The sequence below is a fragment of the Carnobacterium sp. FSL W8-0810 genome, assembly GCF_038007125.1.
Taxonomy (GTDB): domain Bacteria; phylum Bacillota; class Bacilli; order Lactobacillales; family Carnobacteriaceae; genus Carnobacterium_B; species Carnobacterium_B inhibens.
The window spans coordinates 1123716-1148492 of the sequence record NZ_JBBOWO010000001.1 but is presented as its reverse complement, the minus strand read 5'-3'; the positions used below and the strand labels follow the sequence as shown (position 1 = coordinate 1148492).

Genomic DNA, 24777 nt, shown 5'->3' with positions numbered 1-24777 from the left:
AGAAAAAAGAAGCGAGAAAATTCTCTCACTCCTTATTGTGCTACTTGTTCAGCGTTATTAAATTCACTATTCAAAATCAAAATATCAACTCTTCTGTTCTCATTCCGTCCTTCTTCGGTTTTATTATCTGCTTTTGGCCGGTATTCCCCATATCCTATGACAGAAACCCTGTTAGGCTGAATCCCAGCATCATTTATAATAATTTGAGCAACATTACTCGCTCTTAATGCAGAAAGATCCCAGTTTGATTTATACTTTGGATTTGAGACAGGAATAGAGTCCGTATGTCCTTCCACTCGAATAAAACTCTCTTTTAAAGCAGGCTGATTCAACAATCTTCCAATATCTGCAAATTTATTTTTTTGATCTTCCTTAATTTCTGCATCTCCACTATCAAAAAATAAGGCATCATTAAAACTGAGAACTAATCCTCTTTCTTCAATAGATGTTGTTACACTATCGTTTAATCCACTGGTATCAATATATTGATCAACAGCTTCTTTAACCTCTAGTTGTTTTTCTTCTTCCGTTAATTCTCCTTCTGCTCCAGTATCCGCATTTCCAGTTCCGTTTCCACCTTCAACGATACTTGCATCTCCGCCACCCATTTCAACATTGAAAACAGAAGCCAGAGCATTGTATTTTGATTTATCCATTTCACTCATAGAATACATAATGATAAAAAATATCATTAAGAGTGTGATGAAATCTGCATAGGAGAGTAACCATCTTTCATGGTTTTCTGGTTCTTCTTCATGTTTCTTGTTTCGTCTGCTCATAGTTCAGGAACTGCCTTTCCTTCTTCTATATTGCTGCTGTCTACTAGAATTTCTGTACCATTTAGAAAACCGGTTAATTTTTCAGTTATTAGATTAGGGCGCACGCCTTGTTGGAGCATTAAAATACCTTCTAATATTAGTTCCTTTTCCATTTCTTCTTTTTGAGCGATTTTTTTTAATCGAGTAGCAATAGGCAGGAAGACTAAGTTTGCACTAGCCAGTCCATAAAGAGTTGCTAAAAATGCAGAAGAGATACTTGCACCCAGTTGAGACATATCTGCATCTGCTAAGCCACCTAATACATGGACCAAACCTAATACTGTTCCAACAATTCCCATTGTAGGAGCAGTACCGCCAGCTGAATTAAAAATAGCTGCTCCAGTCTTATGACGCTCTGCTATAGCATCCATTTCAAGTTCTAATGTGTCTCGTATCATTTCATAGGATTCGCCGTCTACTATTAATTGAATGCCTTTTTTTATAAATGGATCAACATCAGAACTATCTGCAGCTTCAGATTCAATACTCAATACGCCTTCTCTTTTTACTTTAGCAGCTATCGTACTGAAGTAAACAATGATAGTCGTTAAGTCTTTTGACTTTGCAGTAAATGACACTTTAAGAATTTTCCCAATATTTTTTATATATTCTAAAGGAAATGCTAACAAGACACTTCCAAGAGTACCTCCGAAAACGATCACAGCTGGCGTCCAAGAAATAAGTGCACCTACATGTCCTCCTTCTCCCATAAAGCCTATGATCATAGATCCAAATCCAATAATTAATGCAATCAATGCTCCCACTATAATTCCTCCAAGTTTTTAATATCAACGGAACAATACCTATATCTTCATTACTTATATCGGTTTTTTTCTTTCGTTATTAAGTCTCTAATGAGGATGAAAACCAAAAAAATTCCCATTCATTGAATCTTAGAATGGGAATTTTTTTTTACGAGCAAGTATTTTTTCAAGCCGCGGTCGATTATATCGTTGAACTATTATAATAGGAATATTGAATAGTAAAGCGTAACTAACCATTACCCAGCCTGCCCAAGCTGGATTCCATAAAAAAAAGAGAAATGAAGGAAGAATTGAAAGCCAATGTGTCAATTCTGCTCTTTTTGTTTCGAGTATAAAGGTTTCTAAATAAGTCGTTTCTTTATGCTTTAACCTTCTTTTATAAAAACCACTTCCTAAAATACGAGAGCCTTCAGGAATGATCTTTGCATATTTCTTAACGTTAAAATGTGTTTGCCAAAATTGTCCTTCCGCTTCCCATTCTCTAGTCCGATAAAGAAAGTTAGTGGTTAGGAAAAAATGTTTCGGTAAATGCAACGTAAAAATAGAAATAGCTAAATGAAAAAAAAGCCATGCTGCACTATCAGTAATGATGGTCCAGAAAACGGATAATTCTATGAGCTGCATTGAGTTTTCCCTCCATTATACTTCTATATTACGCCCTCGCCACTTCACTCTATGAAAAACTTTTGTCAAAACAAGTGACCAAGCAAACAATCCAATAAAAAATAAAAATTGGAACGGATAGAGAACGAGTGCATAAAACTTAAAGTTTCCTACTCGTCTAGCTAGCCAATAAAACTGCATAAGATACAGGATACACAAAAGGCTAGTTGATAGTACTAAGTTAAAGTGGCCTATATTCAAAGCTCCTATTAAAGCAAAAACAGAGAAAAAACTTCCGCTGATCCAACTTGAAATGATTGATGTGACTAATGGATGAGTAGATTGCACAGCAGTTCCAAAGCTTTTTGTCCACCCTTCCACTAATGCTTTTATTCCTTCTGGATACATCTGGAAAGAAATGGTTTCTTTTCCGCTATAACAACGAACAGGAAATCCGTTTTTGTCGAATAACTCCCCTAATGCTAAATCATCCATGATTGCTCCTTGTATTTCTTTATGACCGCCAACATTAAAATAGTCTTCTCTTGTACACAAAATACATGGACCAAAAGATCCAGCTGCTTTAAGTTTATCCCCTATAGGTGTAAAAGTATTCATTCCAGCCATTAAAATAATATTAAAAACTGCAGATAAATTTTCATATAGGTGGGCTATTTTGTGATAAGGCTGAAAAGATAAAATGCCATTTTCACCAACCGATTGATAGGTGTTTAGTAAATGCTGTAAACTAAATTGATCATCAAAGTACGTATCTGCATCTAAAAAAAGCAACCAATCTCCATCGGACTTTTGGGCTCCACGCCAGCAAGCTGCGGATTTTCCGAGACCCTCCTCAGTACTGTTTCTTTCTATTACTTGAACGCCATAACGTTTAGCAATAGCAACCGTTTGATCTTTTGAATCATCATCGACTACTATTATTTCTACGTTATAGGTTGATTGTTCTTTTAATGAGTTTAGTAGTTTTGGTAAACGATTTGCTTCATTTCTAGCAGGTATAATAATCGATAACGTTTTCCCTTCACTTAGCCGTTTGTCTTTTTTTAATGCTAAAGGAATTTTCCAAAGCATCAGAAAGCCACTGACTAGTGCTATTCCTGTAAGAAAACAAAAAATAGTGATGATATTTTCTACTTCTAAAATAACCAACGCCTCCATTTACGAAGAAGGTTTATATCATTAGATTGATACGGAGGATATTGTTTCTGTATATTGAAAGGCAAGAGATTCTCATAATCCATCCTCAAATAACTAAAGGTATCCAAACTAGCCATTCCATGATAGCGTCCAAAACCACTAGCTCCGACCCCACCAAAAGGACTATGCGAGCTGACAGCATGTAAAATCACTTGATTTAAACTGAACGCTCCTGAACGCAATTCGCTTTTCAAAAACTGAATGGATTTTTTATCTTTACTAAACACATATACAGCTAGCGGATCAGGAAAAGATTTCAATTGATGAACTAAAGTTGCTAAATCAGTGTAAGGAATGACTGGCAAAATTGGACCGAATATTTCTTCTTGCAGAATTGAACTATCAACTGGGATATCTGTTAATAGTGTCGGTTCAATAAATCGATTAGCAGTGTCCGTGTGTCCACCATAATAGATTTTTCCTTGTTTCAAATAGCCCATTAATTTTTCAACTTGTTTATCATGAGCAATACGACCGAAACGTGAAGGGTGAATCGGTTGAGATCCATAAAATGCTTTAATTTGGTCAGCCGCTAGTTGAAGAAATTTAGCGTAAACAGATTCATGAACATACATCGTATCAGGAGCGATACAGGTTTGTCCTGCATTTAAAAATTTCCCCCAAATGATTCGCTGAACAACTGACGGAGTTAGATTCGTTTCGTCAACAATACAAGGATTCTTTCCCCCTAATTCGAGTACAATCGGAATTTGCTTTGCAGCTGCGGCTTCGTAAACAATTGAACCCACTTTTTTACTTCCAGTAAAAAAAATGAAATCCCATGGCAATTCTAATAAGTCACTAGCCACTGAGGCATCTCCGGTGACAACCACTAAATTATCCGGTGAAAAATAATTCTCAACTAATTCTGCTAATAACTTTGCTGTTGCAGGAGCATACTCAGAAGGTTTAATAAAACAACTATTCCCGGCAGCTATTGCCCCTATTGCAGGAAGAAGTGCTAGATGTAAAGGGTAATTCCAAGGACTAATAATCAATACCGATCCATAAGGGTGATGTTGAATACTTGTTTTGCTAAATGAACTTAATCTAACGTGACGTTTCCTTTTAGGTCTTTGCCACTTAGTTAGTTTACGTTTCATAAAGTCGATTTCTTGAAGCAATACAGCAATTTCAGAAACGTAAGCTTCTTCAGGTGACTTCCCTAAATCTTCATAAAGCGCATTCAGCAACTCATCTTGATTATTCTCTAACATTAACTTAAAAGTAGCCAATTGTTGTTTGCGGTAACGGATATCTGAAAGATTTGTTTCTGTCATCCTACTTTTTTGACGTTGTTGAATAATAAACCAGTTTATCTTTTGGTTATTGACTCTTGTTGTATCACTCATTTTCTTGGTCTCGTTGCACGATTTTATCTCTAACTTGTTGACCACTCATAGTAACCATCGGCATACCTCCACCTGGATTTACGGTTCCACCAACAAAATAAAGATTATCATATTTTTCACTGTGTTTAGCATGCTTAAATCCATGATTTTTTTTACGATTAGAAACGGTTCCATAAATTGAACCTTTATGCGATCCATAGGTTTTCTCAATATCATCCGGTGTCCACATATCTTCTGTCACAATATGTTGACGCAAATCTGTTAATCCCATTTTTTCTAATTTGGTTAAGACTCGTTCACGAAATTGCAGATAATCTTCTTGAGTAAAGGGTTTGTCTTGAATATATGGAATATGAGGCAATATTTTAATATTTTCATGTCCTGGTTTAGTTTGAGTTTCATCTGTTTTATTCACGTTTACTAAGTAAATAGTAGGATCTTCTGGAAGTTCATGTTTATTAAATACAGTATCAAAGTGATTAGCTGGATCAGCTGAGAAAAAGAAATTATGGTGAGCAAGCTGTGGATATTCTTTATTTACACCCAAATGCAAAACTAATCCAGAACTTGAAGGCTCAAATCTTTTTTCTAATTTTTCAATAAAGTCAGTTTCCTCGTTTAATAATTTTTTATAAGCTGGGATGACTTCCATATTTGAAACATAATAATCGGCCTTTTTTAGAGAGCCGTCCGCAAATTGTACACCATTAATTTGACTTTGATTATCTTTAACAAAAGAAGTAACGGCTTTACCTGTATTCAATTCTACGCCCAACTCGCCAGCCAGCTTAACGAGTCCCTCAGCGATTTTATGCATCCCCCCAGGAACATACCAAACGCCTTGAGCATGCTGCATATAAATCATCATATTTAATACCGCTGGGGCATCATATGGTGAAGAACCGACGTACTTGATAAAGTAAGCCAGCATGTCTCTGACTTTTTGATTGCTGATTCTTTTTTCAATAGCATCATACATAGATGAAAAATAATCAAAATCTTTCATCGAACCTATTAACCCATGCTCCCGAAAAATTTCTCCTGTTTTATCTAATCCCTTTTCAAAATAACCTTTTTCAGTTGCATCATATAATTTTTTAGCGTAAGACAAGAACTCTGTATATTCTTTCATATCCTTTTCACTTAACGCTTGATTTTCCCTAGCCATTTTATCTAAATCGCCATATAGGTCAATAACCGTACCATCTGGAAAGAAAGATCTCCATTGTTGATCTAATTGAATGATCGAAAGATAATCTTCCATCTTACGTCCACTGTCTGTAAATAGTTTTTCGAATACGTGAGGCATTGTTAAAATTGATGGGCCTAAATCAAAACCAAAACCATCTTGTTCTAAACGGTTTAACTTACCTCCAAGATGATTATTTTGTTCAAAAAGAGATACCTTATATCCACTCTGAGCTAGTGAAATAGCTACTGAAAGCCCACCTAATCCTCCGCCAATGACAATTACTGATTTTTTCTGAGATGACATATTCAAACACTCCTCATGTACTGTATTCTCATTTATTGTATAAGAAAAGTCCCAGACTCAAGCATCGTGCTCATTCGTCAAGGACAATTCCTTATTTTATTGCTTGGTAAATACGCTGCATCTCCATTTTAGAAACATAATTGCGTTTTGTAAAACAATCGTACTTATTTTTTCGTACCGCATTTAACAGCCCTTTATAGACATTAGCTGATAATTCAACCGGTAAACGGCTATCTTCATCAAAATAACGATAGTCAGGTTGAACTTTATCATATAATTCTTCAGCACGTTGAGCTAATCTTTCCCAGATACGGATAAATTTATCAGTAACTTCTTTTTTCCCCAACTCTCGAACAGAATAATTTTCCTTTTCTAATTCTGAAACCGGGAGATACACACGTCCAATATTTTGAAAATCTTCGCCAACGTCTCTCAATATATTGGTCAGCTGCATGGCTACTCCTAGATCGATCGCTGTTTGAGTAAGATCTTTATTTGTTTCAGAAGCTAAAACAGGCAATAACATAAGCCCAACTGAGCCGGCTACATAAAAACAATACTTTTCTAATCCTGACATCGTTTCAGGCATGCTAAATTGCACATCCATTTTTTGACCAGTTAATTGATAATAAAACGGCTGAATATCCATATCGTATCGTTCAAACACATCTGCTAAAGCTCTCCAAGCAGGGTGATCAATTGGTTTTCCACTTTCAAATAAGGCCAATTCTTTTTCAAGTGCATCAACTGCAGCTAACTGTTCTTGGGTTGTTTCTGCTAAATCTACATCATCATCGGCCCGCCTGCAAAAGGCGTAAATAGCAAATATGGCTTGTGCCTTAGCCTTAGGCAAACGTGAGAAAGCATAATAAAAACTTTTGGAGTGCTGTTTAATAATGTTTTCACAGTACTGATAATCTTGTTTTATGGTTTCTTGTTTGTTTAATTCCATATTCCGACCCTCCTAACTTTTGATAATCTACTTTTTTTAAACCATCATGCTTTAACTCCACGATCATCTAACAATAATTCTTCTACAGCTATTTTGGCAGACAACAATACGATAGGAACTCCTGCTCCTGGATGGGTACTACTTCCGGCAAAATAAAGATTTTCACAATTCTTTGCTTTTGCTTGTGGACGAAAATGATTGCTTTGCAGCAAATTAGGTCTTAAACCAAAACAAGCCCCATTATACGCATTGAATTTTTCTTCAAAATCTAAAGGTGTCATATACGTTTCCGATACGATCTCATTTTCAACATTTTCAAAACCTTTTAATGTTTTAAGTGAATTTAAGACTTGCGAACGATAATACTGAACCGTTTCTTCATTCCATTCGTAATCTGCTGTTGATAGATCCGAAACTGGAACCAACAGATACAAACCTTCTTTGCCTTCTGGTGCCATAGATTGATCCATTTTTGAAGCCATATATAAATAGTAAGAAGGTTTATCTAATAATTTCCCATCAAAAATATCTTCAAGATTTTTATCTAGATCTTCTGTAAACACAAAATTATGCAATTGTTCAACCTGATCATATTTACGATCCATACCTAGGTACAGGATAAAACAAGAACAAGAATACTTCATACTGTCAATTTTTTTATCAGTATATTTGCCTTTTGCAGCTTTGTCTTGAACCAAATTTTTGATAGCATAAGGGAAATCCGCGTTACATAAAACAAAATCAGTTAGAACCTTTTTATTTTGCAGTTGGATTCCATAAGCTTTTTTATCTTGGATCAAAATACGTTCTACAGGCGTATTATAATTCACTTTTCCGCCTAATTCTAAAAATAAACGTTCCATTGACTTAGCCATTGTGTACATACCGCCTTTAATAAACCAAACACCGTAAAGGAATTCAATCATTGGAATGATCGAATAAAGAGAAGGTCCATTATTGGGTGAAACGCCTATATATAAAGTTTGAAAGCTCAACATTTGCTGCATTCGTTTATCCTTTACGAATTTACCGATAGAATGACTGGCAGTATCAAATGTTTTCAACTTCAGCGCTTGCTTGATCATAAATGGATTATAAAAATCTAACGCACTTCTGAAAGGTCGTTGCAAAAAGTGATCTTTTGCTACGATAAAACGTCCATAAATATCTTGCAAGTAACTTAAAAATCCTTTAGCATCTTCATCACTAAGATTTTCCAGTGAAGCTATCAATGTAACGAGATCTGAGGATACATCATATCTATCTTTTTCATCTGGGCCAAAGAAGGCAGAATACATAGGATCTAGTCTTGTCATAGGAATATAATCATCTGGATCTCTTCCCGCCAATTCGAAAACTTCTTTATAAATCTCCGGCATCATCACGAGGCTTGGACCTAGATCAAATGTATAACCATCTTTTTCAATACGATTCATTTTCCCACCTGGAATGGCTTCTTTTTCAAATAACTCTACTTCATATCCTTCATGTTGCAACCGAATAGCACTAGCTAAACCGGCTACACCAGCTCCAATAACGGCTACCTTTTTTGTCAAATAATCCCTCTTTTCTTCTCCAGCATCGCTAAAAAGATCTTATCCCCTAAATCAGTTTATTCACTGTCCTCTTCTAAATGATCAAATTCTCTATTTAATGCTTTTAATCCATTTAAGAAAGCATCATTATTGATGTCTGTCATATCACAATTAATGATCTCATTTAAGATTGCTTTTGAGATTGCTTTTTTTTCGTTCTGACTCTTTTCAGTCAATGTAACCACTACTGCACGCTTATCAATATCAGATGTTACTTTTTCGATCCATCCTTGAGTGGCTAAACGATTAAGAATTGGATTCATTGTTCCAATACTCATCCCAATACGGTCACTGATATTTTTTATAAAGACATGGTCTTCATCCCATAGGGCCAATAGTACAAGATACTGCGGAAATGTTAACCCAAATGGTTTTAATGCTCTTCCGTACATTCTTGAAAAACCATTTGAAGCTCTATATACTTCAAAACATAACTGTTCTTCTAAAGAGCGAACAAATATTGTTTCATCCATTTATCAACGCCAACCTTCTTAATCTGTAATAGATTTATTTTTATTCTCTTAACGTTAATACGCCGTCTTTCATAACATATACTTTGTCACAATGGTCAATCAATCGTTCATCATGGGTTACCATAATGGTTGCTTTTTTCTTATTTTTTGTTTCTCGTGCTAAAATTTCAACTACTTCAAATGCCTTTTCAGAATCCAGACTAGCCGTTGGTTCATCTGCTAAAATAACTGAAGGTTCATGATACAATGCACGAGCAATTGCTACACGTTGACGTTCCCCACCGGACAAATCACTTGGGTATTTATCTTTCAAATCATAAATCCCTAACTCATCTAATAGTTTTTTTTGTTTTTCTTTCTGCACTTTTGATTTTTCAACTTTATTTACCAAATTAAGTTGATCTTTAACCGTCAAGAATGGAACCAAGTTTGACGCTTGCAAGATAAAGCCAATTTCTTTAAAACGTAATGCTGCACGTTTTTTTTCACTAACATCACTAAATGGTTTTTCGTTGATTTCTACAGTCCCTTTTGAAGGTGTTTGTAAGCCCCCAATAATCGTCAACAAGGTACTCTTTCCTGATCCACTAGGACCGATAATAGCAACAAACTCGCCCTCTTCTACAGAGAAACTAGTATTCTTTAGTGCTTCAATTTTTGTATGTCCTTCACCGAATGAACGGCTGACATTATCTAATTCAATTAATTTCATTTCTCATTCCTCCTATTATCCGATTGCTTCTAATGGATCGATTTTAACAACTGTTCGTACTGAGAATAAAGCTCCTAAAACAGCAACAATAATCAATAAGGCTGTTATACTAATGAAGAATACCCAGTTTGTGCTGTAAGGGACGGTTGCAGGCAATACGAAGGATGTAACAACAGTCAATAGTAAACCAAGACCAACTCCAATAGCTGAAAGTAAGAATGTCTGAGCTACTACTGATTTAGCAATATAACCTGAAGATATCCCTTGAGCTTTCATCACACCAAACATGCTTGTTTTTTGTAGCGTTAATACGTATATAAAGATACCAATAACAACTGCTGCAATAACGATCAAGAATCCAATCATCAATCCAAAGGTTAATACTTGTGCACTATATCCTGGAATATTGTTAATATAATCGCCAATAGAATATGATACTAAATCTTCTGAATCTCCAACTATTTCATCAAAATCTGCAGTTGAATCTCTTACTACGACTGCACTGATTCGTCCATCTTCAGAATCATCAGCAGCCTCAAAACGAACTTCTTGATAAGAAGCGATCGTTGTATATAAGACAGGAGCTACATTAAACTTAGCATTTTCTGTAAAACCTACCACTTCTACTTCTTTATCACTCCCAGCAAGTTGGACTGTGTCGCCCAGTTCAATGCCTTCTTCTTCTTTCAAACTGATATCTGCAACTACTTCATCATCATTTTCAAAAGGCTTACCTTCTATTACTTCCGGCATAATAAACTCATCAGGATCAATCCCAAAAAAAGTTACATTCGTTTTAGCGTCTTCTCCAGTTTCGCCTTCTTTACGAATAACGCTTGAAGCCAAACCAAGTAATGCTGTTTCATCTGCGGAAATATCTTCTGTTTCTCCAATCGTCATCATAGACATATTGATATTTTGGTTGGACTCATCTGTTAAAACAATAGCATCTGCTTCCCATTTATCAACACTTGTACGATTATCTTGCGCTAAACCGTAAGCTAAACCTGTTAAAAAATACACTAGATAAGATACTAAAACCATAACCCCAATAATTAATGCAAATCTTGTTTTTGAATGTTTAATCTCTTTCCATGCTAAAAACATTTTATCTCCTCCTATTTATGTAACGTTCATTACATACCTCAACAATTTCAAAAAATACATCTTACACGATATACAATACAGAGAACCCTTTTCAAAGTAAAGTCTTATGTCTCATACTTTTTAATTTTTTTTATTCATTCTATTTATTAGCTAAATGATAAAAAATCTTGCTAACTCTCTTATTAGTTGATTACAATAGAAAAGACATCTGTTAACAAAAGGTTTATACAAAAAGGAGATTATTATGGAACAAGTAGAACAAGCTTTTTATTTTATAAATAACGATCTAAAATCCACAGCCGATGCTAGGGTTTTTAGCCAGTTGGATGGAAAAAACATTTACGAAGTGATACGTGTCCAACAAAGTATTCCTCTTTTTTTAGAAGACCATTTAGATCGATTTAAAAAGTCAGCTGCTGCGACCGGGTTGAATTTAACAGATTTTGATAAAGCATTAACTGACCGTATTTACCAGTTGATATCTGTTAATCAAGTTAGCAATCAAAATATTAAAATGATTTTAAATCAATCGGCCGGGCTGTTAATTTTCTTCACTCGTTCTATTTATCCGCCCCAAGATTATTATATAAATGGTATGCACACAACGCTATTAAAGCTCGAACGACCTGATCCAAATATTAAAGTTTTGAGAACAGAATATCAGCAATTTGTTTTAGATGAACGGGAAAAACAACACGCTTACGAAGTTTTACTTGTTGACCAACAAGATCATGTAACAGAAGGCAGTCGTTCAAATTTATTTATTGTCCATAACAAAAAAATCTACACTTCTCCTGCTAACGATGTTTTACTTGGGATCGTTAGAAAAAAAACGTTACTGTTATGTAACATATTAGGAATTGATGTAGTAGAAGAAACCATACCGGTCAAAAAACTAAATGAGATCGACGGTGCTTTTATTACAGGGACAGGCAACAATATTTTACCGATTCGTTCCATTGGAGATAGGGTCTTAAACTCTACGTCCGACCCCGTTATTCAAGCTTTAATGATTGAATATGATCAACTGGTTGAAACCTATATCAAAGAACACAAACTTACTCGATAGTCTTCCATAAATTCAAAATAAATTTGCTTATTGCTCTATCAATGATAAAAATGATAAAACGCTATAATTAATTTAGCCCTGAGCGCAATTTGCGTTCAGGGCTTTTTTATGTGACTCGTTCTGCTTTTAGTTGTTGAACTTTTTTTATTACTTTAAAGACTGTATCAATCGTAAAAATAGCTAAAGCAATCATTCCTGCAATTTGAATCGTGTTTTGAAGATGTTCTTGAGCTGTATTAGTATTGCCCTGGATAAATTCATAAACGGTCAAATACATACCTGACCCTGGAACTAGAGGAAAAAAACCAGGTAAAAAGAAGATGGTTACAGGAACTTTAAAAATACGCGAATAAATATGTGACAGGATAGAAATCACCAAACCTGAAATATAAGTAGCCGAAACAGATCCAAATGGTTCCAGACATACGAGATAGATTCCCCATCCTACAGCTCCCACAGAAGCTGCTGTAAAGACGTATCTTTTAGGTGATTCTAAAATAACAGCAGCTGAAACTACTGCTAAGAAGGCACCAATAATCTGACTAATCAAAAGATTGCACCCCCAATAAGAATTAATCCGATTGCAACACCTAAAGCAATAGACAACGCAATAACAAAAGCTTCTAAGGCCTTAGCTCCACCAGACATGTAATCTCCTTGTAGCGTATCTCGAATGGCATTTGTAATTGCTGTTCCGGGTACCAATGGCATAATAGTTCCTATAATAACTAAGTTGATACTCAGAGTAGAAAAGACAAATGCTTGCATCAAACCTGCAACTACCGATATAACGGCAGAAGATAAAACATTACGCACAAAAGGCCCCATATCCAACTTTTTTTCTCCTTTTAATACAAGTGCCAAAAAACTGCCGTTGATTCCAGCAGCTATGATTTCAAAAATACCCCCGCCTAACAATAAAGCAAATGAAGCCGCTAAAGCAGAAATAGCGAAATCTTTATACAGTTGCTTATACTGTTCTCCGCCTATTTTTTGTAGAGCTTCATAAGCTTCTGAAAGCTTAATTTCTTTGCTCGTCAACTGCCGTGAGATAGTATTTACATTAGCAATTTTATTTAAATTTGTGTCTCGCGAATTTATCCGTTTAACAATTGTAATAGGATCTTCAATACTAGGATCATCTAACGTTGCTACTAAGCCAGTGGCAATTGCGAAGGCTTCAGTCGTTTCAAATTTGGACGTTTTTAAAATATGGTTCATTGTATCTTCTACACGATACGTTTCAGCATTGCTTTCCAACATAATTTTCCCTGCAAGAATAGCCACATCCATTAGTGTTTTATAATCCATATCGTGTCCCTTATCTTTTTCCACTTAGCTATCACCCCCAATTTAGTCCTATATTTCATTCCCATTTTTAATTTAGTATAGCATATTTTTTATTATCCCCAAGAACCTTTATAGTCCTAGTTTTTAGGTAATTGAACGCAAACGCAAAAAACAGAGCAAGAAATCTCGCTCTGTTTTTTGCGTTTGCGCTGTTAAAATGAATTGTACTGTTTAAGATAATGAGGAATAACCTAATTCGTTTCACTTAAAACTTTGCGAACATTGCTCATCTCTTTAGCCAATTTTTGATAGGTTGGAATAATTTTTTGATATTTTTCTACTATAGGTTGATTTGGTTGCATCCATATTTTCGATTCGGTTATGCCTTCTACCAACACTCTATTTTCTTGCAGCAAAGTTTGTTCAGCAGTTTCTTCGCTATCTTTCCCAATCAAGACTGCACCTAGACAAGAGCTTTCAAAACTGGTTGGCTGTTGCATTGGCCTGCCAAATATATCTGCAATCATTTGTTTCCATAAAGGAGAGTTTAAAAAACCACCAGTTACCTTGATTGTTTTAGAAAGTCCTCCTACTTCCTGAATGATTTGCCAGACATCATGCAGGTTAAATAATACGCCTTCCATTGCAGCACGAACCATGTGACCAGTCGTATGGTGAGCTGCTAAACCGATGTAACTACCTGTTGCTTGGGATTCCCACAACGGTGCGCGTTCGCCATTTAAATAAGGTAAGAAGTACAATCCTTCTGCTCCAGGCTGAATGATTTCAGCCAATCGATTAAGTTGTTCTAATCTTGTTTCTACGCCGTTATCTACTAAAAGACTTCCTTCTGGGTAAAGCACCGCAGTAAGCCAAGCCATTACATTCCCGCCGTTATTGACAGCACCTCCGATTACCCAACGTCCCTTAGATAGATAATAACAAAATGTTCTGCCCTCAGTATCTAAAACAATATGATTGGTGACCATTCGAATGGCTCCACTAGTACCAATGGTGATTGCTGTCTCGCCCGGATTCATTGCTCCTACTCCAAGGTTAGATAAACACCCATCGCTTGCTCCAATAACTAAGTCCGTTGCTGCACTAATACTCATTTCGTCTGCATACTTTTCTTGGATCGCTGGCCATCTATATGTAACGTCTACAGGTTCAGATAAAATAGATGCTTCTATTCCAAACAGCTTTAGAATATCTTGATCCCATGCTAATTCATGGATATTAAATAACCCTGTAGCTGAAGCAAGTGAGTAATCAATTTTATATTCGCCAGTTAATTTATAGAGAATGTATTCTTTTATACCAATAATTTTTTTAGCTTTTTTTAAAATAGCAGGATGGTATTCCTTTAACCAGATGATCTTGCTAAGTGGCGTCATGGAATGAATAGGCGTACCTGTTTTTTGGTACAATGCTTTCCAGTCTGTATTGGCTTTTAACTGTGTAACTAATTCAGTTGAACGGTTATCTGCCCACGTTAGACAATTTGTTAAAAGCTCATTTTTTTCGTCTATAACGATTACACTGTGCATAGCACTGGAGAAAGAAATAAAATCAACTTTCTCTTTAATACTAGTATCTTTTTCCATTAATGTTCGAATAACCGATAGTACAGCCTGAAAAATGGCCTTTGGGTCTTGTTCTGCCATCCCAGGTTCAGTTTGAATAATGTCATATCCAACATATGTACTATCTACTACTTGAAGATCTTCTTGGTACAAAACGGCTTTCGTACTTGTAGTACCAATATCAACTCCAATGGTATACCTTTGCTGATTTATCATTTCTTAATCCTCCTTGCTTTGAACCGAATATTCTTCGAATTCATTGCACAATGATGCGACTATTTTTTCTCAAAAAAAATCTTAAGTTGTTGCGTTAAAACGGACTATTAACGATTGTGCAATTACAGGAACAGGCAATTGAAGAGCCTTTACAACGGTCCATTGTCTTTCTCAAAAGCCGATTGAGTCCATTCCATTAATCAACTTCAGATAACTGAACTATTACTATTGTTCCCTTCCTTTTGCTACATTCGTTAAATCATACTCATAGTTAGAATGATACAACACATCAAATCCTTCTGCAATCGATTTCATCACACCCCATAAATTGCTGATTTGAAGTCGCTAAATGTCCTGCTAACTTCATTCCATTTTTCCTGATCCAATCCCCCTCTTCTATACTGATTCTTCCCCATTAGTAAAAATATTTTCGTTAGTTAATTCTCAGTAAAAAAGCAAGAAAAGGGAACAAGTTCCACATTTTCTTGCCATACTTTATTATACCTAGTTAACTTAATTCTGGCCAGAAACCTTTATTGGCTACGATTAAATCATCCAATACATTTTTAGCAACTTCCGCACTTGGAATTATTTTTGAAAGTGTTAAAGCTTGCCATAATGTTTGATAACTTCCAGTAATGTAAGCTTCTACAACTAATTTTTCTACTGTTACTTGTTGATGCATCAAAGCTTTTTCGAATGCTGGAATTTTCCCTTGAGCTAATGGTTCTGGACCATCACTGCCTACGATACAAGGTACTTCTACCATTGCGTCATCATCAAAGTTTGCAATGGCACCATTATTTTCTACGATCATCAACATTCTTTCATGTGTATTGAATGCAATGGCACGTGCTAAATCAACAATAAACGATGCATGACTGTCAATGGTAAAGCCACTGTTTTCAGCAGTACCTTTTTCAACAATTTTTTTAGCTGCTGTGAAGACTGTTTTCTCTCTGCCGTCCATTACTTCATTCGCACGTGAATACGTACAGCTTGAATGGTTTACTTCATAGTCTGGAAACAAGTAGTATTTTAAATACGTATTTGGTAAATATCTAGGATTAACTGCTAATAAATCCTTAGCTTTTTTGTGGGTTTCTTGCCAGCTTTGATCCATATGTTGTGTGTCAACTTCAACTTTTGTTAAATAACCATTCTCAGCAACATATTCGCGGATTTGCGGCAAATATTCATGACCTTCTTTATCTTTAACACTTGTCCACCAGCCAAAGTGGTTTAGTCCAAAGTAACGAACTTCTAAGTCTTTTGGTTCTTTATCAATGATCTGAGACATTCTTCTTAACGTACCTACTGGCATGTCGCAAATATTCAATACTTTAGCGTTTGGGCGCATCACGCGGCAAGCTTCAGCCACAATTGCAGCTGGATTAGAATAGTTTAACATCCAGCAGTCAGGAGAATATTTTTCCATGTAGTCAATAATTTCCATCATGCCGCCAATACTTCTCATCCCATAAGCGATTCCGCCTGGTCCGCAAGTTTCTTGTCCAACTACACCATGATTTAATGGAATTTTTTCATCTTGTTCACGCATAGCGTATTTTCCAACACGAATATGAGCCATACAAAAATCAACATCCGTAAATGCGGTTTCTGGATCAGTGGTATAAGAAAAATCAATATCAGGAGCTTGTTCTTTCAATAAGATTTCTAAAGCTTCTCCTAGGATCGCTTGCCGTTCTCCATCATTGTCATATAGTTTTAACGTCCGAATTGGAAAACGGTCGATATTATCCAACATCATCATAACGATTCCTGGCGTAAACGTACTTCCGCCTCCTGCAATCACAATTGAGAATTTTTTCATTTTTAATTACTTCCTTTCAGTTTATCCAATTTTATTCTTCTTCTGATTCTCTTCCTAGATACTGATCGACAGCTTTTCTGACGCTATTCACTTGCAAACCATATATGACTTGTACATTGTGATCTTTAATGATTACTCCGCTTGCTCCAGTGTCATTTTTTAACGCTAACTCATCGACTTTATCCGGCTTGTCTAAAGTTAACCTCAAACGGGTATAACAATTGGTTACCGTATTGATATTGTCTGGCCCGCCAAGAGCTGCAACGATCGTGCTGGCTAAACCAGTCTCTGCTTGAGGTTGAGCTTCATTAGTAGTTGCTTTTTTACCTTTGCTTTCATTGTATTCACTCTTAGAATAAAGTTTTGTTTCTTGACCAGTCTCTTCACGCCCAATGGTTTTATACTTAAATTTAGTAATCAAGAAACGGAATGTGAAGTAATAAATAACAAAGAATACCAGTCCGACTAAGATATACATTGGCCAGCCTGTTTTTTCAATTCCTAGTGGTACATTGTACAATAAGAAATCGATAAAGCCGTTGGGTCCGATAGCTCTTACACTTAATAAATTTAAAACAACCATGCTCAGTCCACTTAATGCCGCATGAACCACAAATAGCAACGGTGCTACAAACATAAATGAAAATTCGATTGGCTCTGTCACACCCGCTACAAATGAAGTAACGACTGCTGGGATCAAAATAGCTTTTGCTTTCCCTTTATTTTCTGGGCTGGCTGTATGATACATAGCTAAACATGCCCCGATTAGTCCAAACATTTTAGAAATTCCACGTGCGTCCCAGATAACACTTGGAGACAAGATACTAACTGAAGGATCTGCAATTTCTGCAAAGTAGATATTTCTAGCTCCTTCAAAAAGTTGTCCTCCAACTTCTTGGATGCCACCTAATGAGGTATACAAGAAAGGTGTGTAAACTAAGTGATGCAATCCTGTTGGAATCAATAAGCGCTCCAATGTTCCATATAGGAAGATACCGAAGTTTCCACTTTGATTGATCAATGTTCCTAAACTATTGATGCCGCTTTGGAAGAACGGCCAAATGTACGTAAATGCAATTGCCAATAAAACCACTACTGGAATCAACATGATGAATACGAATCGTGTTCCGCCATAAATTTGAAAAGCATTGTTAAATTCTTTTTCACAGAATTTATTGTGTACGATTGCTGTTACAATTCCTAAAATAATACCAAGAAAAACACCCATATCGAGTACTTGGACGCCTAATACCATTGTTTGTCCAGTACCTTGTAACGATTCTCCTTCAAACAGTATTCCACTAAGCTCCATAAATTTGTTCATTGCGTTAATAAAAACTAAATAACCCAATACAGCAGTAAATCCTGCCTCTGATTTTTTCTTCTTAGCTAAACCAACTGCTAACCCCATACAAAAAACTAAACCAAGGTTACTTAAAATTGAAACCAATGATCCAGATAAAATTGCGCCAAACCCCATCGTAATAGGATTATTCAAAAAGGGAACGGTTTCAATCAACTTTGCATTTGTGAATAAATTCCCGATCGCAATCAGAATCCCTGCAATTGGTAAAATTAATACTGGTATAAACATGGCTTTTGAAAACCGCTGCATACCATCCATCAATTTCTCTTTCATATTTTTACCTCCTATTTTTATTGTTTCATTTCTTTTGATAATGCTAGTTTATCTTGAAAGCGATTTATTGTATACGATTTTGGGTATATAAAAAACGTGTTTCGCTTTTTTGAAACACGTTTCGGTCTATTGATTGATTTTTTGTTGCATATCATCAAGATACGTTTTAAAAATGAATTCTACCAACATTAGTAATCTAGGGAAGAAACTATTGGGCAGCATATTTCGGTCATCCAATTTGTTGTTATCAATAATTTTAAAGTTCAAATCAGATATTTCTGCTGCTCGATTTGTGGTTTCTTTTGTAAAGGTGACTGTAAAAATGTTTTGTTCTTTTGCTACAAGTAATTTATCAATAACCAGCTGTGTTTCGCCAGATTTTGAAATGACAATAAGAGCTCCGATATCTTCCAAATTATTTTCAAAAACACCAATTGAATCTGTTCCAGTAGCAATGATTGTTTTCTTACCTAATACCAATAATTTCTTATACAAATACTCCGCTGCTATTGCAGAAAATCCCGTTGCATAAATAAAAAGGTATTTTTGTTTCAAATACAAAACTTGCTGAATAAACTGTTCAATATCTTCTCTGCTGTTCTCTTTAAAAAAGTCTTCCTGACTAATACGTAAAAAGTCTTCATCATTATCTGCTTGGCTACCTTCTACTTTCTTGACCATTGGAAGAATCTGATAATATAAATCAATAAATCCTGTGTAGCCAAGTTTCTTAGCTAAGCGGATAATGGTAGAAGGTGATGTGTAGTTATCTTTTGCTACGCCACGCACCCCTTTTTCTAAAATATCATCAATGTGTTCAATAATGTAATGGACAATTTTTTCATCTAGCTCTGATAAGTTTTTTCCCTGAATTAATTTACTAATATCATTCACTTCTATTCACTCCTATTAGCTGAGGCTGTCAACTATTTTTAATAGTATTGAGCTATGATCTTGCACTTACCTTATATTCTACTGATGCAGGATGAACGCTATTTTATCTAGTCAAATAAATCCCTATTTGATTCCAGCAGCATTTAATAATCCGACAAATGGAATAAGACCTGTTTTGTTTCATTTCATATAGACTAATTTTTTTCTATTCTTATTAAGTTTAGTTTACCTTTATTCCTTAAAACCAGCAATTCCAACTTTCAATAGTTTAGTAAAAAAATAAAAAGTCATCCTATGATCTGTTTGATAAAGTCTTTACATTAGCTTCTTTTGAGTTTCTTTGTTACACTAATAGATGTAAGGGTTTTAAAAAATGTATTCTAATTTAATTAGAATTCGTTTATTTTAACCACTATTCACGTTAGTTGAAAGGGGAAAATATTTATGAAAATCAATGCTACTTTAAGAACAGAGGTCGGATCTTCAGCAGCAAACCGCGACAGAAGAGAAAAGAAAGTTACAGCTGTTATCAATGGTAAGGGTCTTGAAAGCACCCCAGTACTATTAGACAGTAAAGACTTGGATAACGTTTTAAAAACTTTAGGTAAAAATGCTATCTTTGATGTTGCCGTTCCAAATGGTGAAAGTCATCAAGTTATTATTAAAGAAATTCAAAGTGCAACTTTAGTAAATCAAATTTTAGATGTTGAATTACAAGTTGTTAAAAAAGGTGAAAAATTAGTAGTTACTGTTCCAATTAGTGTAGTAAATGCTGAAAATGTTAAACGAGGCATTGTTTCTCAAACTTTAAACGAATTAGAAATTGAAACTCTTCCAACAAATATCCCAACTGAATTCACTGTTGATGCTGGTGAATTAGAAATTGGAGATGCATTAACGGTTTCTGATATTAAAGTTGATAAAGATATCACTGTATTAAGTGATGCTGAACAATCTGTTGTTAGTGTTTTACCACCATCAGTTGAAGAACCAGAAACTACAGAAGAAGCTTCAGAACCTAGTCTAGTTGGAGAAACTGAAGAAGTATAATTTAATAAACATCCAGCGACCTCTTTTATCTTTTGCTTAATGGCATTAGATAGAAGAGGTTTTTTATTTATTTCATGTCACAAACCAATATTATTGGATAGTAGCCGGATAGTTCAGTTTTCTTGCATTTAGTACCAAAGATTCTACTGTAGAGACCTGTTAGTTCAGTCTTCTTAGCTAAATTTGCAGCAAGAATGGTGAATAATGATTGAGCTAATAAATATTTACTAACGAAATTAAGGAAAGATTATGGTAAACTTTTGTTATTAGGAATTCACAAGGAGCATACAATTATGGACAAAGCCTATTTAGATAAATTTTATAAAAAAAGCCTTACTGAAAGAATGGATGCTCTTGTAGACGCAAATATCCTCTCTTCTGATGACTTGCTTCTAAACGAAGGTCTGCTTTTATCAGATGAACTTGCTGACAATATGATTGAAAATTACTTAATTACTTACCAACTTCCATTAGGAGCCGCTTTAAATTTTTTAATTGATGGAAAAGATTATGTTGTTCCGATGGCAATCGAAGAACCTTCTGTTATTGCAGCAGCCAGTGCCGGAGCAAAAATTATCGCTCAAGCTGGCGGATTCAAAACAACTATTTCAGAACGGATTATGATTGGGCAAGTAGCCTTAAAAAACATTCCTGATATCTCTCTTGCCAAAATCAACTTGACTAACCATAAGAAAGATATTCTCAAAAAAGCCAACGCCGCTCACCCTTCTATCGTTAATCGTGGCGGAGGAGCAAAAGATCTTTCAATTCGCGTTATTGAGCAGGATGAAGAAGCCGCAACACCTGAATTTTTAATCGTGCATATACACATAGCGACTATGGAGGCAATGGGAGCTAATATCATTAATACAATGATGGAAGGCATTACGGGGTATCTTGAAACTTTGACCGGTGGTACCGCTTTGATGAGCATTCTTTCTAACTATGCAACAGAGTGTTTGGCAACAGCTACTTGTCAGATTTCAGTTGATTTGCTAAAAAGAAACGATTTTTCGGGCGAAGACATACGCGACCGTTTAATTGAAGCCGGACAACTAGCTTATGTTGACCCTTACCGTGCAGTTACTCATAATAAAGGCATCATGAATGGTATCGATGCTGTTGTTTTAGCTTCTGGAAATGACTGGCGGGCTATTTCTGCTGGAGTTCATGCTTATGCCTCACGCAGTGGACAATATCGTGCTCTTTCTTCTTGGAAAAAAGCTGAGAACGGTGATTTGATTGGTGAATTGACGTTGCCTTTGCCTGTAGGATCAGTTGGCGGTTCGATTTCGATTCATCCTGCTGCTCAGTTCAGCAAACGCTTGTTAGGATACCAATCGGCCAAAGAATTAGAAGCGGTGATTGTTTCAGTTGGATTGGCTCAAAACTTTTCAGCACTTAAAGCATTAGTGACTGAAGGAATCCAAAAAGGGCATATGGGCTTGCAAGCTCGCTCTTTAGCCATCAGTGCAGGAGCTACTGGAAAAGCGATTGAACAAGTCTCAGAACAATTAAAACACGCTAAAAACATGAACTTAGCAACTGCAAAAGAATTGCTTCAAGAAATTTTATCTTTAGAAGAATAAAAAGTAGTTAGCCTTGCATACCTTCTCCCTAAAGAAACTAAATGAAATTAAAGTCCGGGATATAACCTAACTTCATATCAACTCTTGTTCTCACTTTTCCATAAGAAGAGTGAGAATTTTTTTACTTCACTGTAACGCAAAAACGCAAAAAAAACTTACGCTCACTTCTGATGAAGGATATCATCAAAAATGGGAATAAGTTTCTTGATAGGGGTTTATATCCCCTACTTTTAGTTGGATTTATTTACATATTGACGCATGTTGTCTTTTATACCGGCTAAATAAATAGCTGCTGTATCTTTTGTAGCATCAAATTCTACTGTAGATCCATCAACTGGAACGGTTTCTTGGAAAACAGCTTCATACTCTTCAATAGAGACCTCTGTTCTAGCAGCAAACAATTCAGCATGACTTTTTGCTTGCAGATATTCGCGGTAGTTTGGTTGCAAAATACCCGTAAAGAATTCGCCTACTGCACCTGATCCGTAACTATACAACCCAATTCGAGCGCCATCTTTTAACTGGTCACTTTGTTCAAGTAAAGAAACTAAGCTCAAGTACAGTGAACCAGTATAGATATTTCCAACATTGCGATTATACATTGTGCTTGATTTGTAGTTAGCCAATAATCGTTCTTGATCAGCTTCATCTGCTTCTTCTAATACTGTTCTCAAAGCTTTAAGTCCCATTTTAGTGTACGGTAAATGGAAACAGATGGCTTCGAAATCATTTAAACCTAAATCAGATTTAGCTTTGTATTGTTCCCAAACTGTATTGAAAAAGTGAATGTATTGTTCATTTGAAAATTTTCCGTCAACAAAGGCTTTGTCTGAATAAACAGGGCGCCAAAAGTCCATAATATCCGCAGTTAGATAGGCACTTTTATCTTCTAATGCCAATATCTTAGGATCTGCACTGATAACCATAGCAACAGCACCGGCTCCTTGAGTAGACTCTCCTGAAGTATTTAATCCATAACGTGCAATATCAGAACCTAATACTAAAACTCTGCTTTCTGGATTTAAGGCAATATGACCTTTTGCCATTTGAATCCCTGCAGTAGCTCCGTAACAAGCTTGTTTGACTTCGATCGATCGAGCATTCGGGTTTAAACCCAATAACTGATGGACGTAGACAGCTGCAGATTTAGAATTATCAATACCTGACTCAGTACCAAAAATAACGAAATCGATTTTTTCTTTGTCTTCATCATCTAGAATCGTTAAAGCTGCATTGGCTGCTAACGTTACTGGATCTTGTGTAATAGGAGCAACTGCCATCTTTTCTTGACCAATACCAATAGTGAATTTTTCTGGTTCTACATTTCTAGCTACCGCCAATTTATTCATGTCCACATATAAATGTGGTGCATAAAAACCAATCTTGTCTACTCCAATTTTCAAAGAAAGGACCCCTTTTTTATTTAATGACTTCTCTTATACAACTGTAAGTTCAGTGTATACCTGCCTAATGGCCTCTTCTACTAAGCTTTCTAATAAATCATAATTTATTCCCAATAAAAAAACAACTGTTTGCACTAAATCTAAAGAGAAGCTTAATAAAATAATTTGTCTCAAAGTGAAGTACACAAATTTATTTTTTTATCTTAATTTTTCTATCGCTTCTTTAATAGCTGTTAGTTTATCTATTTCTTTTTTTAATACGTCTAACGGATCATGTCCAAATGGGTATTCAATTGCTGTATTGATATCGCTTGGAAATGCTTTAAGTACTTCTGCTATAGAAATATCGCCTTCATTTAACAGGGTCATTTCTAATGTACCTGCTTTGATATCTTTCAAATGGACATACGTTACATTGGTTTTTAAAAGCTTTGCGTTTTTAACTGGATCTTCATGAACATACATGAAATTCCCAGTATCAAATGTTAGAGAAACAGCTGCCCCTTTTTCAATTAATTGAATACTTATTTGGTTTAGTTTATCCGCTGTGGAATAACTTTCCTGACCATTTTCAATCGTAAAATGATTGATTTCGTATTCATTTAATACATTATTTAAAATCACAACATCTTCTGTCGAAACTTCTTTAACACTTCTTTAACGTATCCAGCTCCAAATTTCAAATGTTTAGCCCCTAACGCATACGCTTCTTTTGCATATAATCTTAGTTCTGTCTCTGTCATCATTTGATCTGTATAAAGCAATTCTGGAACAGAATACAACAATTCAAAACCGTATTTTTTTGCTGCTTCATTAAGGTCTTTAAATTCAGACTCCTCTTTGATGTAATCTCTTCTAATTTCTATTTTTTTTATCGCTAATTGAGAGAGACCTTCAAAAAAATCTAATTGTCTCTTTCCTTCTTTAACTAATTCATCAAAAACCAACATATTTACTACAATTGTTTCAGTTGTCATTTTTATCCTCCTTAATAAATCCATCTACATTATTCCTATTCAAAATAAAAATGGCAATCCATTAAGAATAGATTACCATTTTTATCTTATTTATTCTTATCAACTTTTTTAAGACGTTCCGTTTTTACTTGATTTCCGTTT

23 protein-coding genes are annotated in these 24777 nt (G+C 35.4%); 3 read left to right on the top strand and 20 right to left on the bottom strand.

Features of this window, described 5'->3' with window-relative positions:
• Positions 1–32: 32 nt before the first annotated feature.
• From NST49_RS05600 to NST49_RS05550, 11 genes are all read right to left on the bottom strand, one after another.
• Entirely contained in the window at positions 33–779 is a 747-nt protein-coding gene (locus NST49_RS05600) for an OmpA/MotB family protein (protein ID WP_034537383.1), read from the bottom strand.
• A complete protein-coding gene (locus tag NST49_RS05595) occupies positions 776–1582 on the bottom strand; it encodes a motility protein A (protein ID WP_023178924.1) in 807 nt (268 codons plus the stop codon). The genes NST49_RS05600 and NST49_RS05595 overlap by 4 nt, the downstream gene beginning before the upstream one ends.
• A 129-nt stretch (positions 1583–1711) precedes the next feature.
• Positions 1712–2206, bottom strand: coding sequence for a glycosyl-4,4'-diaponeurosporenoate acyltransferase CrtO family protein (locus tag NST49_RS05590; RefSeq protein WP_023178925.1), 495 nt, complete (start codon positions 2204–2206; stop codon positions 1712–1714).
• Between the two features lie 15 nt (positions 2207–2221).
• On the bottom strand, positions 2222–3277 hold the full coding sequence (locus NST49_RS05585) for a glycosyltransferase (RefSeq protein ID WP_244877153.1): 1056 nt from the start codon (positions 3275–3277) through the stop codon (positions 2222–2224).
• 65 nt (positions 3278–3342) lie between these two features.
• Positions 3343–4755: an aldehyde dehydrogenase family protein gene (locus NST49_RS05580; RefSeq protein WP_034537388.1), complete on the bottom strand. Its 1413-nt coding sequence runs from the start codon at positions 4753–4755 to the stop codon at positions 3343–3345.
• Complete coding sequence (locus tag NST49_RS05575; RefSeq protein WP_023178928.1) at positions 4748–6250, bottom strand: phytoene desaturase family protein; 1503 nt, start codon at positions 6248–6250, stop codon at positions 4748–4750. Before NST49_RS05575 ends, NST49_RS05580 begins: the two co-directional genes overlap by 8 nt.
• A 91-nt stretch (positions 6251–6341) precedes the next feature.
• A complete protein-coding gene (locus tag NST49_RS05570; RefSeq protein WP_023178929.1) occupies positions 6342–7202 on the bottom strand; it encodes a phytoene/squalene synthase family protein in 861 nt (286 codons plus the stop codon).
• 44 nt (positions 7203–7246) lie between these two features.
• Positions 7247–8758, bottom strand: a complete 1512-nt coding sequence (locus tag NST49_RS05565) for a phytoene desaturase family protein (protein ID WP_023178930.1) — start codon at positions 8756–8758, stop codon at positions 7247–7249.
• A 56-nt stretch (positions 8759–8814) separates the two neighbouring features.
• The gene (locus tag NST49_RS05560; RefSeq protein ID WP_023178931.1) at positions 8815–9270 is read right to left on the bottom strand and encodes a MarR family winged helix-turn-helix transcriptional regulator; all 456 of its coding nucleotides are present in this window, start codon (positions 9268–9270) and stop codon (positions 8815–8817) included.
• Between the two features lie 40 nt (positions 9271–9310).
• Positions 9311–9982, bottom strand: a complete 672-nt coding sequence (locus NST49_RS05555; RefSeq protein WP_023178932.1) for an ABC transporter ATP-binding protein — start codon at positions 9980–9982, stop codon at positions 9311–9313.
• 15 nt (positions 9983–9997) lie between these two features.
• Positions 9998–11089 (bottom strand): ABC transporter permease, encoded by a 1092-nt coding sequence (locus tag NST49_RS05550; protein WP_341047466.1) that lies wholly within the window; start codon positions 11087–11089, stop codon positions 9998–10000.
• Between the two features lie 244 nt (positions 11090–11333).
• Here NST49_RS05550 and NST49_RS05545 point away from each other — a divergent pair, with 244 nt between their 5' ends.
• Positions 11334–12158, top strand: a complete 825-nt coding sequence (locus NST49_RS05545; protein WP_341047464.1) for an aminotransferase class IV — start codon at positions 11334–11336, stop codon at positions 12156–12158.
• Between the two features lie 106 nt (positions 12159–12264).
• Here NST49_RS05545 and NST49_RS05540 read toward each other — a convergent pair whose 3' ends face one another.
• The 6 genes from NST49_RS05540 to NST49_RS05515 all read right to left on the bottom strand — a co-directional run bounded on the left by NST49_RS05540 (position 12265) and on the right by NST49_RS05515 (position 19617).
• Positions 12265–12708 (bottom strand): threonine/serine exporter family protein, encoded by a 444-nt coding sequence (locus tag NST49_RS05540; protein WP_034537400.1) that lies wholly within the window; start codon positions 12706–12708, stop codon positions 12265–12267.
• Entirely contained in the window at positions 12705–13493 is a 789-nt protein-coding gene (locus NST49_RS05535) for a threonine/serine exporter family protein (protein ID WP_341047462.1), read from the bottom strand. Before NST49_RS05535 ends, NST49_RS05540 begins: the two co-directional genes overlap by 4 nt.
• A gap of 206 nt (positions 13494–13699) precedes the next feature.
• Positions 13700–15250 carry a gluconokinase gene (locus NST49_RS05530; protein ID WP_341047460.1) on the bottom strand — a complete coding sequence of 517 codons (1551 nt, stop codon included), beginning with the start codon at positions 15248–15250 and terminating at the stop codon, positions 13700–13702.
• A 508-nt stretch (positions 15251–15758) separates the two neighbouring features.
• A complete protein-coding gene (locus NST49_RS05525) occupies positions 15759–17084 on the bottom strand; it encodes a 6-phospho-alpha-glucosidase (RefSeq protein WP_023178943.1) in 1326 nt (441 codons plus the stop codon).
• A gap of 31 nt (positions 17085–17115) precedes the next feature.
• A complete protein-coding gene (locus tag NST49_RS05520; RefSeq protein ID WP_341047456.1) occupies positions 17116–18723 on the bottom strand; it encodes a PTS transporter subunit EIIC in 1608 nt (535 codons plus the stop codon).
• 126 nt (positions 18724–18849) lie between these two features.
• Positions 18850–19617: a MurR/RpiR family transcriptional regulator gene (locus NST49_RS05515; protein WP_023178946.1), complete on the bottom strand. Its 768-nt coding sequence runs from the start codon at positions 19615–19617 to the stop codon at positions 18850–18852.
• A 444-nt stretch (positions 19618–20061) separates the two neighbouring features.
• Here NST49_RS05515 and NST49_RS05510 point away from each other — a divergent pair, with 444 nt between their 5' ends.
• Positions 20062–20667 carry a 50S ribosomal protein L25 gene (locus NST49_RS05510; RefSeq protein ID WP_341047454.1) on the top strand — a complete coding sequence of 202 codons (606 nt, stop codon included), beginning with the start codon at positions 20062–20064 and terminating at the stop codon, positions 20665–20667.
• Between the two features lie 293 nt (positions 20668–20960).
• A complete protein-coding gene (locus NST49_RS05505) occupies positions 20961–22256 on the top strand; it encodes a hydroxymethylglutaryl-CoA reductase, degradative (protein ID WP_034537402.1) in 1296 nt (431 codons plus the stop codon).
• 230 nt (positions 22257–22486) lie between these two features.
• On the opposite strand, the gene NST49_RS05500 is transcribed toward NST49_RS05505, so the two are convergent.
• The 3 genes from NST49_RS05500 to NST49_RS05490 all read right to left on the bottom strand — a co-directional run bounded on the left by NST49_RS05500 (position 22487) and on the right by NST49_RS05490 (position 24636).
• Positions 22487–23659: a hydroxymethylglutaryl-CoA synthase gene (locus NST49_RS05500; RefSeq protein WP_341047452.1), complete on the bottom strand. Its 1173-nt coding sequence runs from the start codon at positions 23657–23659 to the stop codon at positions 22487–22489.
• A 198-nt stretch (positions 23660–23857) separates the two neighbouring features.
• Positions 23858–24283 carry a hypothetical protein gene (locus tag NST49_RS05495; RefSeq protein WP_341047451.1) on the bottom strand — a complete coding sequence of 142 codons (426 nt, stop codon included), beginning with the start codon at positions 24281–24283 and terminating at the stop codon, positions 23858–23860.
• Entirely contained in the window at positions 24280–24636 is a 357-nt protein-coding gene (locus NST49_RS05490; protein ID WP_341047450.1) for a hypothetical protein, read from the bottom strand. Before NST49_RS05490 ends, NST49_RS05495 begins: the two co-directional genes overlap by 4 nt.
• Between the last annotated feature and the right edge of the window lie 141 nt (positions 24637–24777).